General features: G+C 38.8%; 21 protein-coding genes. 8 read left to right on the top strand and 13 right to left on the bottom strand.

What is annotated here, in order from left to right; all coding sequences use genetic code 11:
• Positions 1 to 16 precede the first annotated feature (16 nt).
• The 9 genes from H5232_RS08145 to H5232_RS08105 all read right to left on the bottom strand — a co-directional run bounded on the left by H5232_RS08145 (position 17) and on the right by H5232_RS08105 (position 10,773).
• Positions 17 to 325, bottom strand: a complete 309-nt coding sequence (locus tag H5232_RS08145) for an STAS domain-containing protein (protein ID WP_149980667.1) — start codon at positions 323 to 325, stop codon at positions 17 to 19.
• A 166-nt stretch (positions 326 to 491) separates the two neighbouring features.
• Positions 492 to 2,291, bottom strand: coding sequence for a sugar transferase (locus H5232_RS08140; protein ID WP_182718094.1), 1,800 nt, complete (start codon positions 2,289 to 2,291; stop codon positions 492 to 494).
• 10 nt (positions 2,292 to 2,301) lie between these two features.
• Complete coding sequence (locus H5232_RS08135) at positions 2,302 to 3,378, bottom strand: glycosyltransferase (protein ID WP_182732252.1); 1,077 nt, start codon at positions 3,376 to 3,378, stop codon at positions 2,302 to 2,304.
• Between the two features lies 1 nt (position 3,379).
• Positions 3,380 to 4,873, bottom strand: a complete 1,494-nt coding sequence (locus H5232_RS08130; RefSeq protein WP_182718092.1) for a GNVR domain-containing protein — start codon at positions 4,871 to 4,873, stop codon at positions 3,380 to 3,382.
• A 131-nt stretch (positions 4,874 to 5,004) separates the two neighbouring features.
• Entirely contained in the window at positions 5,005 to 6,141 is a 1,137-nt protein-coding gene (locus H5232_RS08125) for a glycosyltransferase (RefSeq protein WP_182794619.1), read from the bottom strand.
• A gap of 4 nt (positions 6,142 to 6,145) precedes the next feature.
• Positions 6,146 to 6,850, bottom strand: coding sequence for an acyltransferase (locus tag H5232_RS08120; RefSeq protein WP_182718090.1), 705 nt, complete (start codon positions 6,848 to 6,850; stop codon positions 6,146 to 6,148).
• Between the two features lie 4 nt (positions 6,851 to 6,854).
• The gene (locus H5232_RS08115; protein WP_182718089.1) at positions 6,855 to 8,207 is read right to left on the bottom strand and encodes an O-antigen ligase; all 1,353 of its coding nucleotides are present in this window, start codon (positions 8,205 to 8,207) and stop codon (positions 6,855 to 6,857) included.
• Positions 8,200 to 9,612, bottom strand: coding sequence for a lipopolysaccharide biosynthesis protein (locus H5232_RS08110; RefSeq protein WP_182794618.1), 1,413 nt, complete (start codon positions 9,610 to 9,612; stop codon positions 8,200 to 8,202). The genes H5232_RS08115 and H5232_RS08110 overlap by 8 nt, the downstream gene beginning before the upstream one ends.
• A gap of 9 nt (positions 9,613 to 9,621) precedes the next feature.
• Positions 9,622 to 10,773, bottom strand: coding sequence for a glycosyltransferase (locus tag H5232_RS08105; RefSeq protein WP_149980659.1), 1,152 nt, complete (start codon positions 10,771 to 10,773; stop codon positions 9,622 to 9,624).
• Positions 10,774 to 10,983: 210 nt separating this feature from the next.
• Between H5232_RS08105 and H5232_RS08100 the strand changes: the two genes are divergently transcribed.
• Positions 10,984 to 11,910, top strand: a complete 927-nt coding sequence (locus H5232_RS08100) for a glycosyltransferase family 2 protein (RefSeq protein WP_182718087.1) — start codon at positions 10,984 to 10,986, stop codon at positions 11,908 to 11,910.
• An 81-nt stretch (positions 11,911 to 11,991) separates the two neighbouring features.
• Here the strand turns inward: H5232_RS08100 and H5232_RS08095 are convergent, their stop codons facing one another.
• The 3 genes from H5232_RS08095 to H5232_RS08085 form a co-directional block, all read right to left on the bottom strand.
• A complete protein-coding gene (locus tag H5232_RS08095; RefSeq protein ID WP_259398782.1) occupies positions 11,992 to 12,954 on the bottom strand; it encodes an endonuclease/exonuclease/phosphatase family protein in 963 nt (320 codons plus the stop codon).
• Positions 12,955 to 13,043: 89 nt separating this feature from the next.
• On the bottom strand, positions 13,044 to 13,508 hold the full coding sequence (locus tag H5232_RS08090; protein ID WP_182739705.1) for a hypothetical protein: 465 nt from the start codon (positions 13,506 to 13,508) through the stop codon (positions 13,044 to 13,046).
• Positions 13,508 to 15,703 (bottom strand): LruC domain-containing protein, encoded by a 2,196-nt coding sequence (locus tag H5232_RS08085; RefSeq protein ID WP_182761495.1) that lies wholly within the window; start codon positions 15,701 to 15,703, stop codon positions 13,508 to 13,510. The genes H5232_RS08090 and H5232_RS08085 overlap by 1 nt, the downstream gene beginning before the upstream one ends.
• 342 nt (positions 15,704 to 16,045) lie before the next feature.
• Here H5232_RS08085 and gmk point away from each other — a divergent pair, with 342 nt between their 5' ends.
• From gmk to H5232_RS08060, 5 genes are all read left to right on the top strand, one after another.
• Positions 16,046 to 16,666, top strand: a complete 621-nt coding sequence (gmk, locus tag H5232_RS08080) for a guanylate kinase (protein ID WP_182739703.1) — start codon at positions 16,046 to 16,048, stop codon at positions 16,664 to 16,666.
• Between the two features lie 117 nt (positions 16,667 to 16,783).
• Positions 16,784 to 17,059: a DNA-directed RNA polymerase subunit omega gene (gene rpoZ / locus H5232_RS08075; RefSeq protein WP_064667923.1), complete on the top strand. Its 276-nt coding sequence runs from the start codon at positions 16,784 to 16,786 to the stop codon at positions 17,057 to 17,059.
• Positions 17,060 to 17,187: 128 nt separating this feature from the next.
• Positions 17,188 to 19,293, top strand: coding sequence for a bifunctional GTP diphosphokinase/guanosine-3',5'-bis pyrophosphate 3'-pyrophosphohydrolase (spoT, locus tag H5232_RS08070; protein ID WP_182718083.1), 2,106 nt, complete (start codon positions 17,188 to 17,190; stop codon positions 19,291 to 19,293).
• 12 nt (positions 19,294 to 19,305) lie between these two features.
• A complete protein-coding gene (locus tag H5232_RS08065; protein ID WP_145237101.1) occupies positions 19,306 to 19,698 on the top strand; it encodes a RidA family protein in 393 nt (130 codons plus the stop codon).
• A gap of 153 nt (positions 19,699 to 19,851) precedes the next feature.
• Complete coding sequence (locus H5232_RS08060; RefSeq protein WP_149980653.1) at positions 19,852 to 21,456, top strand: DUF342 domain-containing protein; 1,605 nt, start codon at positions 19,852 to 19,854, stop codon at positions 21,454 to 21,456.
• Positions 21,457 to 21,507: 51 nt separating this feature from the next.
• Here the strand turns inward: H5232_RS08060 and asnA are convergent, their stop codons facing one another.
• Positions 21,508 to 22,503, bottom strand: coding sequence for an aspartate--ammonia ligase (gene asnA, locus H5232_RS08055; protein WP_182830757.1), 996 nt, complete (start codon positions 22,501 to 22,503; stop codon positions 21,508 to 21,510).
• A gap of 198 nt (positions 22,504 to 22,701) precedes the next feature.
• On the opposite strand from asnA, the gene asnC reads away from it, so the two are divergent.
• Entirely contained in the window at positions 22,702 to 23,160 is a 459-nt protein-coding gene (asnC, locus tag H5232_RS08050) for a transcriptional regulator AsnC (protein ID WP_145237092.1), read from the top strand.
• A gap of 54 nt (positions 23,161 to 23,214) precedes the next feature.
• Positions 23,215 to 23,901 (top strand): tRNA (guanosine(18)-2'-O)-methyltransferase TrmH, encoded by a 687-nt coding sequence (gene trmH / locus H5232_RS08045; protein WP_182732244.1) that lies wholly within the window; start codon positions 23,215 to 23,217, stop codon positions 23,899 to 23,901.
• The last annotated feature ends 1 nt before the right edge of the window (position 23,902 follow it).

Genomic DNA, 23,902 nt, shown 5'->3' with positions numbered 1-23,902 from the left:
CTCTCCCTGATACCTTTTATATTGAGTCAATAAATGGAATGGTTTTATCGACTCTTAATAAGTTCATTAGCTTAAACGGCTGCCCCGTTACATTAAGTAAAGATAGCTTATTACTTTGTTTTTCAATTCTTTTGTATAGAAAAACAATAGCACCTATTCCTGAAGAGTCGATAAATTCGGTCTTAGTAAAATCGAGAATCACGAAGTGTGTGCCTTGCTCGACTAGCTGTTCAAACTGATCTTTTAACTCATCGACAGCAAAGCCGGAGAAATCATTAGGAAGTACGACAACTGTTTGTTCTACTTTATTGGCTAAATTTTTCATCTGAATCACCTATTAAAATATAAATACAAATAGACTATTACAAGAAGAATGCCAGAATTAACAAACTGATATTTAAGGGTTTTAAATTATTTGATACTATTTTTTAGAGGAGGGATGCATAATGCAATTGCTTTTTGAGTGCACAATTGCATTATGCGAAACAACGTTACTGACCTTTACCAGTGAATATAACAGCCAACGTTTTAAAGAAAATAGTAAACTCCATATAACACCAACTGCGTGCAGATGAAGTACTTAGCATATAGGCGTAATCCCAGCCTATTTTGTTGCGCGCATCGTCAATGCTCTCATCGTAACCATTCATTACCTGCGCGAGTCCCGATATACCGGGCTTGATCCCATAAGTACGCTGACAAAAGTACGGGATGTCTTTCTCAAGCTTTGAATAAAACACTGGTCGCTCAGGCCGTGGGCCAATAAGAGACATTTCACCGATCAATACATTCCAAAGTTGTGGTAATTCGTCCAAGCGTGTTTTGCGAATAAATCGTCCAACTGCAGTTATACGAGGATCATCTTTACTTGCCCACACCGCGCCATTTTTTGCTTCTGCATCAACAACCATAGAGCGAAATTTTAAAACATTGAATAAAGCGACAAAATCATCATCACTTTGTCCCACTCTCAGCTGTTTAAATAACACAGGGCCCTTTGAAGTCAGTTTAATCACTAATGCAACAGCTAACATAACTGGTGAAAGTAATATTAATCCAACCGCAGAGCCAACTACATCAATAGTGCGCTTAATGGTTTTGATGAATATTTTGTTTGATTCTTGGGTTTGATGAACGCGCTGCCAATGCTGGTTATAATCACCACGCTCAAACTTAACAATCCCCCACAGAGCCATAAAATAAGCGCTGATAATATAATTTACACTATCTACAATTGGTAACTTAGCCCTGATATTAAAAGCTTTTTTTGCTACTCCTAAGCCATGAGTACAGACTATCGCAACACATACCACTTTAGGTATTAACAAGCTTGAAGATAGTGCAAGTGAAAAAAGTAACGCGTAAATCAGCAGCAGAATAATTGGCATGACCCCACGCAATACTTTATGTGAAAAATAGTTAAAACTTACCCAGCCTAATTTCGGATTTAATAATTCAAACAACATTTTTATTTGCTGCCAGTTACCCGCACCTAATCTTACTCTTCTGGCATAATCATGACTTTGTTCATCACATTCACGCTCAACGATATTTATTTCACTGTTTACAACGGCTTTCCCACCTTGGTTTAACGCTTTCATAGAGATAATAAAATCGTCATTTATGGTGTTTTCATCTAATAAAGCCGCATGAGCTGAGCGTATAGCAAACATAGCACCTGGCACGCCAATAACAGCCCCTAAAGACGACTCCATACTCTTTACTTTGTTTTGATATTGCCAGTACTGTTGCTGCTCAGCAGTGGCTAAATCATCTAAAATATATACGCCGGTGATAACATTAATATTAGGATCTTTAAAATCGGCATCAATTTTATTGAGCACATCAATACTCAGTAGCGCACTAACATCGGTAAAGAGTAAAACATCATAATTTGGCTTACTCAGCTTTATCAGTTCATTGATGCCAAATGATTTGCCTTTATTCACTTTACTAAAATGCAAATGACAAACTACATTTTGCTTTGCAAGATGCGACTGCGCTAGCATCGCTTCGTCATAAGTTTTATCGGTGCAGCCATCAAGATAAACATGAATGGTGTATAGCTCAGTGCTATATAACATTGAGCCTAAGTTATAAAGCTTCTCTGCTATGTGTTCTTGTTCGTTATAAGCACACATTAAAATACCAAAGTGAGTACTGGGTTGAGTATTTTCAGTCATCTCAATCGGTTTACTGTTACTAAATAGCTTTAATAACAGTAAGTAACCAACATGATGATATAAAGCCAGTGTAATTAAAACAGCCAATGTGATCAGTAGAAAAGTCATTGCATTCCCCTTATGAAGCTAAGCCATTATAGAAGTGGTCATACGCTTCACTCATTTTGTTTGCATCTGCAATTGAGAGAATATGCTCTCGAATACACAGCCCATATTTCATGTCTAATGCTTTCAATAGCGCAATTTTTAGGCCAAAAGAGTCATTTGGCTTGACTAATATGCCTTGCTCTTCTGTAACGACCTCGCTGATACCGCCAACATCAGTCGCCACAATTACTTTGCCACACGCCATTGACTCTAAAATTGATAAGGGCAGTCCTTCTCTTTGTGAATAAAGACACATAACGTTAATAGCTGAGTAAAATAGCTGCATATGCTGTACATTTCCTAAAAAATGCACTCGTTCTACCACCCCAAGCGATACTGCCGCACTGAGTAACGAAAAGCGTAAGCTACCATTACCAGCAAACACTAATTCGATGTCTTTAGGCAGCAAAGGCAGTAGTTTAATGAGATCCAAATGCCCTTTCCCCGGCTCTAATCGTGCAGAGCAACCAATTAACTTTTTATCAGCAGGAAGATCAAGTTTGAGCCTTGCGGTTGCTTCATTGATGTGATTAAACTGCTGTAAGTCGATACCGTTCAGAATGGTTTTATCTGCCGTGATCGCTGTTTCATTATAAAATTCATTCGCGACCACTTGTGCATCTGCAACCCAGTGAATTTTAGTTAACTTATTAAGTGTTTTGGTAATTAAACGCTGTTTAAAGCTCTTTAAATACCAAGCATCATGAATAGTTGAGACATGCTTTACCTGAGTATTTGTAAGACAAGCTAGACTCGCGTACAACATGGGACCAATGTGATGACTATGAATCACTTTAATCTCGTGTGTTTTAATTATTTCAGTGAGCTTTTTGATAATACTTAGATCAAACCTAGGCGCTTTATCTAAGCTAATCAGTTTTTGTTCAAATAAAGCTAAAGCAGGCCACTCACTAACTGCTTCTTGCTCATTGCCCTCTAGCGAAACAATAATACTGGTGCTTGCGAATTGGCTTTTTTGCATTAAGGTCACAGCCATTTTTTCAAGGCCACCTATTTTAAAGTGCTGAACTAAATGTAGGACGTTCATGCTAACTCCCCTTATTAATAAAGTGCATTGATGGGCTAGCAGGAACATGTAATGAACCTTTGCCAACAATAGGTAAAATAGTAACTACTTCCAAAGCAGATAGTTTTTCAATGGTTTGAATATCTTTTAAGTGACTATCAAATAATGTCGCTACAAATACACAGGTGGTGCTTGTAAATATGCCTAAAACAATCCCCAAAATAATCGCCACTACTAAAGAGGTATTGATTGGCTGGGTTGGGCTGTAAGCTCGTTCTATGGTTTTTACTTTGTCAGGCCCTTCATATTTAACTAATTTACCCGTTACTTTTGCCATTTCGTAACGTCCCAGCATATCTTTATAAAGTGATTGCTTAACGTCGTAATCCCGCTCTAGCTTTCTTAATTGTTTCTCTATATCGCTTGTAACTAATAACCTTTCACTCACCGTATTAACTTGCTGCTCCAACATGGCAAACTCTTGTTGATGTTGGAGCACAGTGTTTTTTGCTTCTTCTAATGCAAGTATCTGTGAAACAAGCACATTACTTTCATTGTCTTTGCCATCAGGAAGTGTATTGGCCATTTGCCAAAGTTGATCTATGTTTGTTGCATCTAGATTTTTGCCACTTTCTATTAAAGCCTGTTGGCGAGCTCGAATACTCAGCAGTTCACGTTTTTTCGACACGACTTTACTGTGCTTTTCGGTATAACGGGTTTTTAAAAAGCTCAACTGTGATTCGGCATTAATGATTTTTTCTTCTATGCGTCCTAAAATTGGGTTTGCTTGGCCCATTTTTGTTGTTAGCGCTTCAAGCTTGGCTTTTGCACCTGATAAGACGATAGACTTTTGTTGTTGATCACTCAGTAACTTATCGAACGTTTGTCTATTGCTATGTAAAACAGCAGGTAAAGTGTTGCTATTTTTAGCTTTAAAATTAGCTAGCGACTCTTCAGAAACCTCGAGTTCTTCTCGTAAACTGACTAACTGTTGATAAAAAAATTGCTCAGACGTATCAAGCGAGGCCTTGGTTGGTGCTAATAAACTCTCTATAAATTTCTCAACCACTTTTTCTAATACTGCTTTCATTTGAGTTTGGTCATGCCAAGTAAAGTTAACTCGCACCAATTCATCACCAACCAGTGATAAAGAAAGCGCTTGTGAGAGTTCTTGATGAATTTTTTCAATAGCAGCAGGGCTTGCATCTTTAGCAACTAAGTTTGTTTCTTTAGCAACAGCTATCAACACTTTTCGACTTATTACAAGCGTGCGTAATGCAGCCATACGATTTGATAAATCAAACGAAAAAGACAAGTCATCTAAATATGGGTTTAGTAATGCAGATTCTTCTATTAAGATTGTTGCATGGTTTGTGTACTGCTTTTGCGCAGTTGCAGCGAGTAAAATAACCACAACAGGTACGATGAACAGAGGCAAAACAAATAGTTTCGCCCTTGTATAAACTGCATACAAAGCTAAATAAAGTAACCTTTTTATTTGCTCTCTAACTAACATAATCCCTACCTATTAATTTGCATATTGCAATGCGAAATTTAACGGCTATTTGCATAATAAAAATTTACACTGTAAATAGCCTAGTTTAATAAGGTAGTTGCACAGGGCGCGCCAAGATTACATTTTAATGCTCAATGTGGAGGATTTAGTCGCAGCAGGTCTTCGTTAACAATAAGCGCCTTTGCCTGCCAGCTGTGCGCTTTTGCTAGATTCTTTTGTACGCTGTTTAATAATGTTAATTGTGGCTGAGTTAACGAAAGCGCCTCATCGACCTTGTTAATAAAATCATGACTAGAGTGAGCAATAAAAATATGCGGCGTATAATTACTAACTGCAGGAAAATCAGTTGCGACAATCGGTTTACCTGTCGCTAAATATTCTTTAAGTTTTAGCGGATCGCACGCTCTGATTTGCTCATTATTCACAAAAGGTAAAATCGACACATCCCAATGAGCAGAAAACGATACTAAACGGTCGTGGCTAACTGCGCCAATATGCGTAACATTTTTAAACTGCAATAGCTGTGTAACAGGAGTCACAATATCTCCGATAAGCACGAGTTGATAATGCGGCCTTGCAGCCACCAAGGCGGTTAATAACGCAATATCTAACCAAGCATTAATACTGCCGTAAAAGCCAATAATAGGCTCTTTTATAGTTTGTATTTCATCGGCTTTTTCAACGTCGCTTGTAAATAGCTCATAACTTACGCCGTGGGTCAGCATTTTTGTTTTTGTAGCGGGCATCTTTGCCAGCAATAACTCACTGATCACATAGATAAGATCTGCGCTATTAATAAGCTGCTGCTCAAAGGGGGCAACGAGTTTAGCATCAACCCCTGCCAACGCAGAAAAATCATCGCCGCAATAATAAATTAATTTATCAGTGGTTTTTTTATCAAATAAATAGTGTGCAGTTGGCACACTTAACCAATACATAATCGGCTCACTACAAGTTAAGGGTGCAAGGTAACGAGAAAAAATCCAGCGGTTAAAACATCGAATGAGTCGATTATCGTGCCAAGGTAATACAGGCAGCTTATAAATAGTCATATTGTTGGGTGTGGCTATTGCAGCAGTTTTAGACTGTCGAAATAACTGCTTTAACTTGCTGAGCATACGTTTAATATCATGAAATTTAGCGCTTGGTTTTCGCATACCAATGGAGTTTATCCAATGTACTTCATGCTGCTTAGCAAGCTCTGAAAATAAATGTTGAGTACTGCTTGGATGACTCGCCCAGTCTTCACCAAATACAATAAATTTCATACACTTACTCCTTAATTTTTTTAACTACTTTGGCAGGGTTTCCCGCAGCAATAGTAAAATCAGGAATATCTTTAGTAACCACACTTCCCGCACCAATTATCGCTCCCTCACCGATTGTGACACCGCCCAGTACAGTCACTCCAGTGCCCAGCCAAGCACCGCGCTTTATTATAATGTCACCAATTTGAGATTCATCATCGCTTTCAGAGTTAGCGCGGCGATCACAGTCAATTGGATGCCCAGGAAAACCGGCTAAAAAAACTCGTCCTGCCAGCCTGACATCGTCTTCAAGAATAATGGTGCGCCCTACAGAAAAAGCATTTTGCCAACCAATGTCAACATTATTGCCAATACTTAGTAGCGGCTCTCGCTCATTACTCACCCGCCCACATAAGGTGCTGATCCCTGAAATTCTCACATCGTCTTTGCATTCAATTTTTAACTTGCCAAGTATTTGCGGCATACCTGAATATAAATATAAGCGCTTTTTACTGCCCTTAATTTGGCTTTTAAATAAAGGTGTATAATAAAAAATCCGAACTAGCTCATGGCATAACTCTTTTATAAAATAATGCAAATAGTAAAGTGAAGCATGTAGCACAGGGATTACGATGATTTGCGGATTGCGAAGCGACTTTGCAAATTGAAACAACCATGTCGCTAATGGATTATTACTATTTTTTAGCCAAAGTTTAAGCTGTATCAACATATTGTTATTCCTTATTACTTTCTATAGTAAGCTTTTCTAGTGCAATAGTCAGAGCCAGAATAATATACAGTGGCCATGTAAAAGCTTGAGTTAAAAAAGTGCCAGCAACCATAAAGCCAATTAAACCGGCCTTTAATGCGTTAGCGTTCACCATCACTTCAGGATTAAAACTACGTTTATTAATACAATAAACCCGCGACAGACTTCGATAAATACTGGCTATCACGAGTAAAAAAATACAAAAGCCAACAAAGCCAGTTTCACCTAACACCTGAAACCATGTGCTATGTACTGCATGATTCTTGCCATCCCAATGAGGACTGTAAAAATAGTAATTTACAAAAAAATTATTAACTCCAACGCCAGTTAATGGATTAGACAACGCCATATTGATTGCAGCCTGCCAAGCATAGAGCCTACCCATAGCTGATTCATCGACACCTCCTTCTGCCGCACCACCACTTTGTCGGTCAGAAATACCAGCAAAAATCATCATGGCAAGCATAGCGACACCACCGCACATAGCCACTACGAAGGGATTTTTGACTTTTTGATATAAAAAGAAACTTAAAATAGCGGCTATTCCTAATAAACCACCACGACTTTGAGTGGCAATAACACCGGAAATAGCCAAGATCAAACCAACTCCGGCAAAAGTACGTCGATACTTATTACTATTTGTATCAAAAAGTTCAGCTGCTAAAAATGAAACAGGAAACATCAACACCAAAGATAAATCATTGGGATCACCTAATTGCGAGCGATATTCCCGTGAAATAGTCACTCTAGTTCCTTCAACTAACCCCACACCATTTATTTTGTTATTCAACGCCACTAAAGCGATAGTGACACCTGAGATCATAATACCCAGCCTAATGTAACTAAAATGCGAAAACCGCGTTAACCACCAGCTAATAGCAAATACCATAATAAATACTTTAACCAACACACCAGACCAATACTCAATAGCAACGCCTCTATTTGAAGCTGAAAATACGCATACCGTGAGCCAAGCGAACCAAATTACAAAAATAAGATGCGTAGAGCTCCAATGTGGTTTTAAAGTTTTAGATACAAATAAATGCCATGCAATGGCCAGTAAAGATGCTAAAGCAAGTAATTTAGGAATTTTAAGCGGCATTAGAAAAACAAACGCCTCGTGGATTCTAAAATAGCTAAACAAAATAAATAATATAATAAACACGGTGCTAATACGTATCGCCAAAAAACCCGCAAACGGTAATAGCAACAAGGCAAAAGCGGCTATGGGGCCAAATAGCGAATACAAACCTAAAATGAGCACAGTAATCACCAAGCCATTTATTAAGTGGCAATGCGCTTTATACCAATTAACCATGTGCTTTCCTTGTTACATACTGATTCAGTATTGCCATTATTCTGTTTTGATACTTATTAAATAAAACGCCTATTAAGCAAACTAAAGCCGCGATTTGCCAAATTACATAATGAGTAATTTCACTTACGCCCAGAGCAAAAATACTAATAAAACAGAGCCAGCTAGGTACTAATCGCTGAATACTAAATGCCAGATTTTCGAGCTTTTGGCTAACAACAACAAACAACACTGTTTTAAGAGTTTGTGCAAATACTAAGCTGACCACTGCGCCAAGCACTCCCCATTTAGGCACTAGAATACCCAATGCTATTAGTACGCAAGCTGCACTAACAGCATTAATAATAGTGACAAATAGTGCGTTAAAATGAATATAACAACCAATATTGAGTAGATCGCTGTGATGCCTAAGTACAACAATAAATATTAAACTGGGTAAAAGCCAAGAATTTAGTAAGTAACCTTGTGGTAAAACCAAGATAAATAAATGAGGCGCAACAATAAGCATTACTGCACACAACGCAATTGCGATTTCTAAACTTAGCTCACATAAAGAAACATAACGAGTGCGACAAGAAGTTAATTCATTAAAACGACGAGAAAACCACCACATTCTGATCGGTTCAAAGGTAAACGAAGTCATAACTGCAAATTGCATTGCCACATAATATTGGGCAAGCTTTTCTTTTCCGACACTGGCTGCAATAAACCAGTTTTCAGCGCCATTATTTGCATACACAAACAGCGATGAAGCAATAATACTTAATAAAAACAAACTATTTTTATAACTTATATTCCAAGGAACATAGTTAAAACTAATCGTAATTGTGCGGCCAATGACGCATAACGAAATCATCAGCACAATAAAGCTCGACACAGCACCCGACACCATAACCCCCGTTACTCCATAGCCAAGGTAAAGTAATATAATGGTGAGTAGCGTTTGCCCCACTCCTTGTAAAATAGCTAAAAAGCAGAACTGCTTAGCCATTTCGTAATATCTTAAAAAGCAAAACACAATGGATAGCACAGCTGAAAATGCTAAATTAACCGCTAATAACTGCAGATCAAGTTTATTAATGGAGATGGGTAATAACACACTAAATGAGCTGGTAAATAACACCATAATAACAACAAACAACGCACTCAAAACGCTACATAAAATAATCGCGTCTCTAAACAAAGCTTGTTTATAAACCGCATTTTTCATTTGTTGCTTGAACAATAATTCGGGTAACCCTAAACACAACAACAAAGACATAATAGCGGAAATAGAAACTAAAAAGTTTAGTTCACCAAATTGAGCTTGGCTTAAAAGACGAGTAGATATAGGCAACAAAGCAAAGCCAAGCCCCTTAAGTAACAAGGTTGATAGTCCAAAATAGGCGATTTGCTTTAATCCATTCATCTTTATTCCTTAAGAGTTTTGCACCCAAGATGACAATTTTTTAGCTTGTGAGCTGGCGTTAAACTTATTTGCAACTAAGCGTTTGGCGTTAATTCCTTTGGCGTATCTCTCATAGGGATTTAATTCACAAAACTCCGTTAAAATTTTCTCCAACCCTGAAATACTCGACGGCTCACACTTAAAGCCCACCGAGTCATTAACAATTTCTTTGGCTCCCATTAATTGAGTTGTGAGCACTGGAATACCACTAGCCATAGCCTCTTTTAAAACCACCGGACCAGTATCTCTATCTCCGTTACTTGAAATGCAAAATGGCGCAACTAACGCAGAGTAATTACTGGTGTTTTTTGATAGCCACAGTGGCGTTTGCTTGCCTAAAAATCTAACTTCTTTTTCAATGCCTAACTTTTCACATAAAAACTTTAGGTCGTTCATCAAAGGGCCTTCACCAACAACATCTAAAAATATTGAGTATTTTTTATTTAATTTTTTTATTGCGGGTAGTAAAAATTGTAGTCCCTTTTTTTCAACTAAACGGCCAATAAATAATAGTTTCACAGACTCATTAAGTCGGTTAGGCGTTGCGTTAAATAAACTTAGATCAACTCCACAATGCAGCAACTCAACTTTACCCGCTTTGTATTTACCTAACTTTTCAGCCATATCTTTGCACACGGCCACGGAGAAATTACACAATGAGAGTTTCAGCCTAAGATCAGTATCATTAACGTATACGTCATGCCCGTGGCCAATCGAGGAGATACTAATGCCTGCAATTTTGCTGGCTATAATTGAGTACGCCAGAGGCGCATGCATAAAGTGGCAGTGTATGTGGGAAATACCATGTTGTTTGATTATGTCAGCAATATTTAATCCGTAGCCAAGCAGTGAAGTGACCGAGATTGAGGTAAACCTTGTTGCTGTTAATGCCGCTTTAAATGCTGCCAGCGGTTTTTTCATGGCAAACTTGGCCGCATATAACAACGATTTTTCAATAGTAATGACGTTTACACTGCTATCAAGATTGGTACAACTATTTAAATTTGCAAAGGTGATAACACTGACCTTGTGCCCAGCTCTTACTAATGCGTTTATCTCAGTTACCACAAAGGTTTCTGAGGGGATATGGAAACTCGGTACCACAATGCCAATATGTTTCATGCTCAACACTCCAAATATAACTTATGGTTATTTCGCAAGAAGCATGCCCAGTTAAAACACACCAAAAACATGATTAAAAAGTCAATTTGCGAACATCTGTTGCAAAATGCAAAGCATTAGACAAAAACACCCTCGCAAACCTATTAAAATAATTGGCGCTGAACTTGCGTAGTACTTAGTTAGTTAATTTATAAAACTAGGATGCGGATCATGAGTATAGAAATAAGCGTTATTATCCCTAACTACAATTGTAAACAATATTTAGCCAAAGCCATTAGTAGTGTTGTTAAACAAAAAAACGTGAATTTAGAAATTATTGTGGTTGATGATGGTTCAACAGATGGTAGTGTTGAGTGGTTAAAAACCGCCCAAACAACAATTCCCCAGTTAATTGTTATAGAGCAAGAAAACACTGGCGTTGTCAATGTAAGAAATCGCGCTATTGCCGCAGCAAAAGGTGATTACATTGCTTTTTTAGACGCTGATGATTACTGGAGTGATGATAAGTTATACGAACAATTAAGCTATATGAAAGAGCACTCAGAGTGCGTTTTAAGTTTCACAAACTATATGCATATTAACGAAGAATATGAACCCATTGTCGATTGTTTTTCTTTTTGGCCTGAATTTTCAAAATTTGTTGATAAAAATAATATGGGTTATCAAAATTTAAAATGCCCAATGGATTTACTGATTTTTGCTAATGTAATTGGCACATCTTCGGTTGTGGTTAAGCGTTCAGCGATTAATTATATTGGCCGATTTGATAACCAATTAAATAGCGCTAGCGACTGGGATTGCTGGTTAAAACTTGCAAGGATCGGTGATGTTGCGTTTTCACCGCGTATCGCAATGGATTACTTGATGAGAGCGGGTTCTATTACTGCAAACCGTAAAAACAGACTCAATGCAATGAAAGAAATTGTCTCGCGTTGTAAACATGATGCTGGCTTTATGGCAAAAATAAAAGCACAAGCACGCATTTTAGAATGCTATGGTGAGTACTATCGAGAAATAGGTTCTAAATTTAAAGCCCTATCGATTGCAACTGCTGCATTCACACTTTTTCCACATAGGCGAAACCTACGTCATTTACTACATGACTTAAAAATGACCTTTGCCATTACAGTAAAATAAATCCGCATTGGTTTATTTAATCAAATAGCATGTGGTTAATCCTGCATGCTATTTTTATTAACTAACTAAGCTGAACTTTGGTTAATCATGAAGGCTCAAACTGTAACTAAGCATCTTATGATCACTTCCTGCAAAATTACTCACTATTAAGCTGTTTAACGTAAATTGCTCGTCAAAAACACAGTGATCTATGGGTAACCCGGTTAGCAGTGTCGGCTTAATATTTAAGGGCATAAAACTGCTATAAGGATTTGCTCCATAACAACTTTGTGTACTTTGCCAACTAAAATAACGTGACCAAGGGACAATATTTAAATCACCTGCAATTAGCCATAGTGTTTGCTCTTGTATTGTTGCTGCATGCAGCGCCGCGAGTAAAATATTTCTATTTTCCCAGTGCTGCTTGGTTCTTGGTGATGGTGGGTGGGCAATATACGTAGTGATAACTTCATTATTAAATAACAAGCGCAGTTTAATGTAACCTAACCTATCCCCTTGAAGTTTTACTTGTTGTCTATAAATTATAGGGAAACGCGAAATAACAACGATGCCGTAAGGGATCCCCTCTACTTCACGATAACCAAATAAACTAGCCTTGGTTAAAAAACGAGAGAGCAAATGCCGATTTAAATCACTAAACTCTTGCAGAATTAATACATCCCAAGATTGTTTTTGTAAGCTAACTAAGTGCGATTCAATAAACGGGTTACTATAATTTAAGTTTATTTGTTTTATCAAAATCGCATTTTTGGTTTGCTCACTTGGTAACGAATGCAATGGTAATAATGAACTCAAACTTATCAAGCATATAATTGATAGCGCCCCACCTAAATATGTTGCTTTTATAATTAAAAGCAACATGGCAAAGCATAAGGCAATAACTAGTAATGGCATACGCAATGATACTAAAAGATCAGCGTAATAATATTGCGAAGGATTATAGGCAATCGCAATTAGCATAAACGCAGCTGCTGCGACAAAAAATTTTACTAGCCTCTTTTTTTGCAAAAGATCGCCATTGTTATCATTAAGAAACTTCAACATAAATCACTACCCTAACTAGTATAAAGAATATACCTAGGTGTATTCTTTAGCTTGATCACTTTACCGTTACTGCTTGCCTTTGACTTTTACTACCTTATTTCAAACATCTGATGTTCTGCTTGTGTATCAAACTGCCATGCAAATGAAAGGGGTTGAGTGCTGGTATCGTAAAACCAAATTTCTGCAATCAGTTCGATATCTTGTCTACTCATTGCAAGCGTAGTTTTTATAGAGCCTTGCGATAAAGGAGCTCTAACTAAGCAGTTTCCATAATCAGCACGTAGGCTATTGGCCTTTTTTTGGCAAATATTTAAGTAAGCTCTTACGTCACCTATAGAGAGATCTACATCAATCTTTAGTTTAAATTTCGTTGATAAATCAAAACGATCATCTATCACTAAACTGGCCATTCCGGCTGAGTCGGTGGTGATAGGAACGACACTCGATGGTAGTGATTCAACAGCTGCAGGTACTGCCGCAGTACTTTCGCTTTCACCACCACCACACGCAACTAAAAATGATGATAAGCATAAAATTACAGTTAATTTTTTCATTACTGTTCCCCTCTAACTGCCACATTATTGCTGTTGTAGCGATTGAACCATTGTGGATTTTGCTTTCCTGACGACTGAGCAAAATTAGCAAAGCTATCGTAGGCATCGGTTATATCTACACCTTCAAGTGGATGTAACCATTGCACTCCTACTTCAATCGCCCATGGTAGGCCGTTTTCAGTTAAGAAAAACAAACCACTTTCTTGCTGGCTCACATCATCTGCACCACTGAGATCAAACAAAGTCGCGTCAAATACTTCTGTGGGCGCTTGATTTTTCATGTGTACTTCCCAGCTGCGCGCATTTTTACCAACTAAAAAATCGCCATGATAAAAGCCCTCTGTAGCAAAAATAAAAGGGTCTAATAATGTTCCGGGGGATAATATTTTCGCTTTAGGGACTTTTAATGGGATAGTCATACTAAAAGTTACTTTGCTGTTAACGTCGCAATTGCTTTCCGTTCTAAAATACTCGCACCCTGATTGCTTATTCACATGCAGCCAAGTGTCTTGCATAAAAATTAAAATAGCCTGCTCTGTGTTTGCTTCCAAAAATGAGCCTGTTTGTAGTTCGCCATTAATCACAAACCGAATATTATCGGCATCGACTTCTCTACTTAAAATTGAGTAAGTTGTATTATTTACCGTCTCTTTAAGGCTTACCGCAAAGCCATTATGATAGGTTGCTCCTACACCAATTAACTGGCCATCAATTTTATAACCAACAACATTAGTGCCCTCAATGAGCTGAGTAGTACGGTAATTTACGACCACGTCATTAAAGTCATAATCACCTGCAAACGGCCATTTATCTTCATAAGCAAGTGTCACCCAATCGTTTTCTCCTGGGTATACAGCACTAGCAAATGTTGTTATTTCATAATCTTCCACCTCACCACCTAAAACACCTCCAGTGGCAGTAATAAGCGAAGCTTCCGAGCCATCAGTTACCCTAAAACGAGCCCATGTCTGCCCAGCTTTAACATTACTAGGTACATTAATTAAAATACTGTTATCGCCTTGATTAAGTTGATATTTAGTTATTATGCGCTCACTTTCACTAAAGCCGCCATTTTGATCCCAATCAAACCATGCATATAAAAAGCTACTCGCAGAGGCGTTTACAATAATTTGGCTATCTTGACCCGCCGATATTGCCGTCACAAAGCTCACCCCATCATCTGATGCATCAACTGGGTTGTTGATTAAGTCGGCATCAGTATTGATATTTTCACCATCGACTGTATCGCCTAAATAAATCAGGTTACTGCCAGTGCTGTTAGGATCGAATAAATGCCTGGCTCCGCTTTGCTCTAAACTGGTGTTATAAGGTAGAGGAGCATCACCAAAATCAATCGAACTATCTGTTACCTCAACTTCGGCAATAGCACAACGAGCCCCATCGTTCTGACTTGACTTAGGGCCCGATGTAAACACATTAGCAACAGGCGTATAACCAACAACAGGACTAATACTTAAATCAACTTTGTGAATTTTTCCGCTTTTATTATTACTAAAATAAAACTGACCATTGATATCAAAATAGGCAGCACCAAATGCGCCCGTATCATCACCAATATCAACTTGAGTAATAAACTTGGTAGTATTTTCTGCAACGTTAATTTCATGCAAATCACCATTTGATTCAACTGCGTATAACAGATTACTTTGCGGATGAAATGCAAAATCAAATATACCTAAGTTCCATGTCTCGGTTGCAGGTAGTAGCCGAGCAGTTATGGGGGCATCTAGATCACCCTCTAGATTGATTTCATATAAACCAAAATTGGGAGTATATACATAATACATCGCACTTTGATTTGCTTGCTCACCAGTCACTTGAATATCACCTACATAAAAATTAGTATCGGGTAGGCCAGTAACATTTAACCGCTTCATTTCGTAGTTGCTACCAATTTGCACCACGCTTTTAGGCGATTGTCGGCTAAAACCGTATAAGTATTGGTCTTTGTAATTAAAACCGACGGCATTCACACTTTCATTATTTGCCTCGCTAGCAAACGTCAAAGCCGATGATAAAATCGTAGGTTTAGCCGACACTAAATCTATACCGTAAAGCTGTGCCTTTGCATCCTGCATCAAAAATGCCTGACTAGGGCAATTATCGAATGGCTGGCTAAATACAGCACAAGGAAGTGAAACTAAACACGCTATGGCTAAATGGGTTAATCTCATTAGTAAGCCCTCAATCATTAAGTAACTGTACCAATGCAGGCATCATTCCAAAAAATAAAGCATTGAAATAAAACAAAATAAAATAAAGTTGAAGATGAAAGATGCAACTTGCAACGACCATTTTTGCATTATGCAACTAAGTACAAATAATCGTTAAAATGCGGGAGTTTTTTAAACAGTCATCATTGCCGTAACAAAAATACGGTTATTAATACGTTAAAATTTAATCACCTCACTAGGATACTTTCGGCAGTTGAGTAAACTTCACTAAATAAAGTACAATACCAAAATTAAGGCGGAGCTTATTAGCAGCTCTAGTCGGTTTATTTTAGGTAAAAACCCATGGCACACTCTCGCGGAAACTTATTTATTTTATCGGCACCATCTGGTGCGGGTAAATCCAGCTTAATCAATGCATTGTTAACTAAGTATAATGATATGAAAGTATCTGTATCGCATACTACTCGCTCGCCTCGTCCGGGCGAAGCAAATGGCGTGCATTACCACTTTGTAAATGTTGATGAATTCAAATCATTAATTGAAAAGAATGATTTTTTTGAATGGGCGCAAGTGTTCGATAATTACTACGGTACATCAAAGCAAGCAATTGAAGAGCAGCTTGCAGCAGGTATTGATGTATTTTTAGATATTGATTGGCAAGGTGCACGTCAAGTTCGTGATCTGGTCGCTGATGTTGAAACCATTTTTATCCTACCACCGTCAAAATTTGAGCTTGAAGCGCGCTTAAATAATCGCGGCCAAGATTCACAAGAAATCATTGCTGGTCGCATGGCAAAAGCACAATCTGAAACGTCTCATTACAATGAATATGACTATGTCGTGGTTAACGATGATTTTGCAACTGCGCTGAAGGAAATTGAGACGATCGTATTGGCAAAACGCTTATCGCTACAAAGCCAAGCTATTCGCCATCAAGATTTACTCGTAGACTTACTGCGTTAAATCCTAATTTGGGTTCAGTAAGTATTTTATTTGTTTAAATTAACCACAAGCTATTGGCGAATCTGACTCGGTGCAGTAAACTACGTCTTTGCTTAAAAATTTATTTGGAGTGCTAAGATGGCTCGCGTAACTGTTGAAGATGCAGTAGATGCAATTGGTAATCGTTTTGATTTAATTTTAGTTGCGGCCCGTCGTGCCCGTCAAATCGCGGTCGGTGGTAAAAAGCCACTGGTTGATCCTGAAAACGATAAACCAACGGTTGTTGCTTTACGTGAAATTGAACTTGGTTTAGTAGATAGCTCATCAATGGATCTTATTGATCGTGAAGAGCAACAACATCAAGAGGCGGCTGAAATGGCTGCAGTTGCAGCTATTGTAGGCGGCAACCAATAATCTGACTTCCTTGTCTGATTTAGCCAACGGTATAGTATTTCTATTCTAGCCGTTGGCAATCCCTTCTTTTCATCGTATATTCTTAACATACCGTTACCTATTTGCTTCACGAGAACATTGGAGTGTGAATGTATCTTTTTGAAGGTCTAAAAAAGAAAATATCAGAATACTTACCTGCTGCTGATGTAGAGCTGGTACAAAAAGCCTATGTGGTAGCCCGAGAGGCCCATGAGGGTCAAACTCGCTCAAGTGGCGAACCTTACATTACTCACCCTGTTGAAGTAAGCCAAATTCTGGCTGGTATGCATTTAGATCACGAAACGTTAATGGCTGCATTAATGCATGATGTGATTGAAGACACCGACTTTAGCCAACAAGATTTAGCCGAAATTTTTGGCGAGACAGTCGCAGAATTAGTTGAGGGCGTAAGCAAACTTGATAAGCTCAGCTTTAAAGATAAAAAAGAATTCCAAGCTGAAAACTATCGAAAAATGATTATGGCAATGACACAAGATATTCGTGTTATTTTAATCAAACTTGCTGATCGTACTCATAATATGCGCACTCTTGGAGCATTACGTCCTGACAAACGTCGACGTATTGCCCGCGAAACGTTAGAGATTTATGCGCCGATTGCTAATCGTTTAGGTATTCACGATATTAAAAATGAGTTAGAGGATTTAGGTTTTCAAGCCCTCTACCCGATGCGTCATCGCGCTTTAAAGTCAGAAGTTGCCAAAGCGCGCGGCAATCGCAAAGAAGTCATTTCAAATATCCAAACCGAGATAACAGCACGCCTTGAAGAAGCTGGCATTACAGCCACTGTTTCTGGGCGCGAAAAACATTTATATAGTATTTATAAAAAAATGCTTAATAAAGAGTTACTGTTTAATGAAGTCATGGATATCTACGCATTTAGAATTGCAGTTGATTCAATGGATATCTGCTATCGGGTACTTGGCGTTGCCCATAATTTATATAAACCAATCGAAACTCGCTTTAAAGATTATATAGCAGTACCTAAAACTAATGGTTATCAATCGTTGCATACCTCATTAGTTGGTCCTCATGGGATCCCTGTTGAGATCCAGATCCGTACTCACGATATGGATCACATGGCAGATAAAGGAGTTGCTGCTCATTGGATGTATAAAAAATCCGGTGATAACGCAGGCCACACTGCACAACAACGGGCACGTCAGTGGATGCAAAGTTTGTTGGAATTACAACAAAGCGCAGGCTCATCATTTGAATTTGTTGAAAACGTTAAAACAGAGCTATTCCCAGAAGAAATTTACGTGTTCACTCCTGATGGTCGCATAGTCGAGTTACCTATGGGTGCAACCGCCGTTGATTTTGCATACGCGGTCCATACCGATGTTGGTAATACCTGTGTGGGTGCACGCGTTAACCGTAAACCTCATCCGTTAAGTAAAGCATTAGATACGGGTCAAACAGTTGAAGTGATTACCAGCTCAGGTGCGCACCCTAACGCAACGTGGTTAAACTTTATTGTTACCGGTAAAGCACGTTTAGGAATTCGCAATTACCTGAGGAGCCAACATCATGAAGAAGCTTTATTACTTGGCCGTCGCTTACTCGACTCTGCTTTAGGTGAAACGAAGTTCGATGATCTGCCTGACGAAAATATTAGTCGCGTATTAGCAGAACATGAACTCAATACTGTATTAGAGCTATTAGTTGAAATTGGCTGCGGTAATTTAATGAGCATGCTGATCGCACGCCGCTTACTGCAAAATGACAATGATGATTTAGGCGATATGACTAAAAATGCTAAAGCGACCATTATTGGTACTGAAGGCATGCTAGTTAATTATTCTAAATGTTGTCGACCAGTGCCAGGGGATGCTATCACCGCACATATAAGCCAAGGTAAAGGCATCACGGTTCACCGCCAAGAATGTAAAAATATTCGTGGCTGGGAAACTGAACGCTCCAAGTACTTGGTTGTTAAATGGGATGATAATCCAGAAAAAGAATATATTGCAGCACTGCGTGTAGAAATCATAAACCACCAAGGCGCACTCGCAAAACTAACCAATGTAATTGCTACAACCCAAGCAAACATAGTGGAAATTGCCACAGATGAAAAAGAAAGTAATTTATACGTGATAGATTTAGGGATCACCGTGAAAAACCGTGTCCATGTTGCAAATATCATGCGCCGCATTCGCGTAATGCCTGATGTGCAAAAAGTCTATCGTAAAAAATAACATAGGATAATCATGAATAAAGCATTTATTTCTACGGATCTAGCACCTGCTGCCATCGGCACTTATAGCCAAGCAGTAAAAGTTGGTACAGCAGTTTACTTATCGGGTCAAATTCCATTAGTTCCCGCAACGATGGAAGTGATCTCTGAAGATTTCGCAGAACAAACACATCAAGTATTTAAAAATATTAGTGCGGTATGTGAAGAAGCCGGTGGCAACATCCAAGACTTGGTAAAAGTTAATATCTATTTAACTGATCTATCTAACTTTGCGACGGTAAATGAAGTAATGAGCCAATACTTCAAAGCACCTTATCCTGCCCGAGCAGCAATTGGCGTGCGCGCATTACCAAAAAACGTGCAAGTTGAAATTGACGGTATTATGGAATTGCCTTCAACAAATTAAGCTTACAGCAATACACCTAAGTATTTATACTTAGGTGTATTAACTCATCAGTCCCCTTTTCCTCGATCTTCTTGACAGTTATTCAAATCTCTAGCACTCTATCTTTATATAATTATAAAAACCTTTAACTTAAGTGTTGTAAAAGGATGATCCGTGTTTAAGCTTGCTCATAACGGTAATGTACTACTCGATGTTATAGAACATTCGCCGCCTAGTGCCGCTTTTGTTATTGAGGCTCTAGAAAAATCAACATTCTGTGAATGTCGCATAGACTATGATGCTATCAATGCTTTTTTTAAAGAGCCTAGTAGCGAACGTAGTTTAGTGGTTGCCAGTAAGCATGACGCCACACTAACTGTTACACTCAGTGATGATAAAATGTTAGCAACAGGCGAACTCACACTCGCACAAGGTGGCAAAGTTTTGGCCCTTGATCAAGCGAAACAGCAGCTGATCAAAGCTGGGGTTGCTCGGGGCTACAAACAAGCATTTTTAGAGCAGCTGCTACAAAAACAATTTGAATTACCCGCTGGCACTACCGTTAAAGGTATCCTCGCTAAAGGTCGCTTACCAGAAGACGGCAAATCATCAAAATTACTTCCTCAAGTATTAACTTTAAAAGAGCGTTTGCATACCCCGAAACTGCGCGAAGATGGCACTGTCGATATGCGCGACTTTGGCAAGTTAGCAAGTGTTGAACCCGGTACATTATTAGTTCGACAGCAACCCGCAACTCCTGGTAAAGAAGGTTTTACCGTAAAAGGCGATGTCCTTCCGGCAAAAGCTGGAGAAAGTAGCCCGCTAGTTGCTGGTGAGGGCAGTGAAATATCAAAAACTAATCCTCTTGAATTAATCTCAAGTATTGCGGGCGTACCAGTCGAAATTCAAAATGGTATGCGCGTTGATGATATTTTTACGATTGGCGATGTCACAGTTAAAAGCGGCCATATAAACTTTGATGGCAGCATTATTGTCACTCATAATATAGAGCCTGGCATGAAAGTAACCGCGAAAGGCGATATAACTGTGATGGGGACGGTTGAATCCGGAGAACTGACAGCGCAAGGTAATATCACCATTAAACAAGGTGTGATTGGCCACCAGCTAGATGATAAAACGCTTTCGTGCAAAATTATTTGTAACGGTGATATTCATTTATCTCACTCCCAATATAGCTACCTTGAAGGTAATAATATTTTTATTGAGCGCCAAGCTAGCCACTGCGCAATGAAAGCGACTAAGCTTTTACAGATAGGCCAAGCAGACAATCCACAAGGGAAGTTATTTGGTGGCGAGATCCTGGATGCCGGAATGATTATCGCTGGTGAAATTGGTAATGAATCTGGCGCTAAAATGCTCATAAACATGGTTGCCTCAGGAAAGTCTGTTACTACTGAAACCGATGAATGCCTTAAAGAATTAGCTAAAACCGATGAGCAATTAGACACCCTGCAAGCAACGCTAGAAAAGGCCGATTTAGTAAAAGATTTAGATAAGAAAAAACTATTGCTCGCTAAAATAGGAGCTACTCAGCAACATTATTGCCAACAAGCAGAGCAGCTAGAAAAACGCCTAACAACGCTAGAACAAAGTCTATATGAACTACTTGATAATGCTAATTTAGCGGTCAATAAAAAATTGCATTCTGGGGTAGAAATCCACATTTTCGATAAAGTATTAAGAACAAATCGCAGCTATCCTCCTTGTAACGTAAAACTGCAAGAAGGAAAAATAGAGATTGAATTTAAAACCAGTTGATCGCAAGCAGATAGAGACTAACAGCAGATAATCTCTATTCTCTCGTCTACGTTATAAAATACCAGCCACTTGTTGTTTTAACTCCTCCGGCCATACACTTACTTGTACTTGACCGATGTGAGGTTTTTGTAATAACAACATCGCCAATCGAGATTGACCAATGCCACCACCTATTGTCTGTGGTAATTGTTTAGCTAGTAGTTGCTTATGCCAATCAAATTCTAAACGAGCTTGGTCACCGGTAATTGCAAGCTGTGCAACTAATGCTTCTGGTGATACGCGAATACCCATTGATGAAATTTCAAAAGCATCTTCAAGCACAGGGTTCCACAGTAAAATATCACCATTTAAGCCACTGTATTGCTCGCAAGTCTGAGTCGACCAATCATCGTAGTCAGGTGCGCGTACATCATGAATCTTACCATCGGCTAATGCCCCACCAATGCCTATCAAAAACACCGCACCATATTCTTGTGTAATCGCTTTTTCGCGCTGCTTGGCGGTAAAATCAGGGTACATTTGACGTAACTGTTCACTGTGTACAAAAGTAATATCAGCGGGTAAAAATGGTGATATACCAAATTCATCAGCAACAAATTGCTCGGTTGCTTTTAAGCCTTTATACAAGGCTTGTACTGTTTCTTTTAACTTATCAAGAGAGCGCTCAGAACTGGCACAAATTACTTTCTCCCAATCCCACTGATCAACATAAACAGAATGGATGGGGCTTAATGACTCTTCATCCGGGCGCAACGCTTTCATATGTGTGTATAAACCTTCACCAATTGCAAAGCCGTGCTCAGCTAGTGTTTTTCGCTTCCATTTTGCCAAAGAGTGAACCACTTCAAATTGACTCGCTGGAATAGTTTTAACTTTTACCGCAACCGCATTTTCAGTGCCACTTAGGTTATCTTGGATACCATCGCCTACTTTAGCCAAAATAGGCGCTTGTACTTCAATTAACCCTAGCTGTTGTTCTAGCTGGTGTGAAAAATACTGTTTAACTTTACTAATTTGCAGCTGTTGATGGACAAAGTGTGAACTCATAATAATTGGCCTCATTCCCAGTTATTGTTACTTGCATAAATGCATGATTGCACTATGAGCAACCATGTCGTTAAAGCAATCCTCAATCATTTTGCACTTTAATTCAATAACCAATAACAAAAACACCTTTACCATATTAATTTGATTAATTTAGTGGTATAAAAAATGATGATTCAACAATTTAAAGATGATATTTATATGGAAAATTATCAAATCGATAATCTTGATAAACAGATCCTCCACGCATTAATGGATAATGCCCGCACAGCCTATGCAGAATTAGCCAAACGGTTCGCCGTTAGCGCAGGTACAATTCATGTACGGATTGAAAAAATGAAACAAGCCGGGATCATTACAGGCACCCAAGTTAGCGTCAATGCCAAGCAGTTAGGCTACGATGTATGTTGTTTTATTGGCATCAACCTCAATAATGCTCGAGACTACCCACAAACCTTATTGCACCTAAAGGAACTTGAAGAAGTCGTTGAGGCTTATTACACAACCGGTAACTACAGTATTTTTATTAAGGTAATGACCCGTTCAATTGATCATTTACAAGATGTATTGATCAATAAGATTCAAGCTATCGAAGCTATTCAGTCAACCGAAACGCTAATATCACTGCAAAACCCAATTAGCCGCTCAGTAATGCCTTAAGACGGTAATTCCCGTATAATAGCGGCAATTTTATGAGTTAAGACAAGGCTAAAAATGGAAAACACCCGCTATCATCGCATTAAACACGTACTAGATCGTCGTCAAACCGATTTAACCGTGTGCTTAGAAGATGTGCACAAACACCATAACTTGTCTGCAATTGTTCGCAGCGCTGATGCTGTGGGTTGCCATAATGTTCATGCAGTATGGCCACAAAACCAAAAATGGCTCACCAATAATACCTCTGGGGGCAGTAAAAATTGGATCGCAACTCACTTACATAAAGATATCGACAGCGCTGTGGCTATGATGCGCCTGCATAATCCGCAAGTACAAATACTCGCTACTAACTTATGCCCTGATGCTGTTGACTACCGTGAGATTGATTATACTCTGCCAACAGCCATTATTGTCGGCCAAGAAAAAACCGGGATCTCTCCACAAGCACTTGCCCACGCAGATAAAAACATTATTATTCCAATGCAAGGTATGGCGCAGTCTCTGAATGTGTCTGTGGCCGCTGCACTGATATTATTTGAGGCACAAAACCAACGTCTGCAAGCCGGCTTATATGAGCGCACTATGCTGGATGAGAGCATAAAACATAAGATGCTATTTGAAGGTTGCCATCCAATCATTGCACAAAAATGCAAAGAAAAATCGCAACCCTATCCAGCCCTCGATGAAAATGGTGAAATCATCGCTGATGATGAGTTTTGGCACAAATTAAAACATGCTTGAT

It is taken from the genome of Pseudoalteromonas sp. SG41-5 (assembly GCF_014164495.1).
In the GTDB taxonomy this organism is placed as follows: Bacteria; Pseudomonadota; Gammaproteobacteria; order Enterobacterales; family Alteromonadaceae; genus Pseudoalteromonas; species Pseudoalteromonas rhizosphaerae.
Note: the sequence above shows the minus strand (reverse complement) of the source record. Positions and strands in the feature narration are given on the sequence as shown.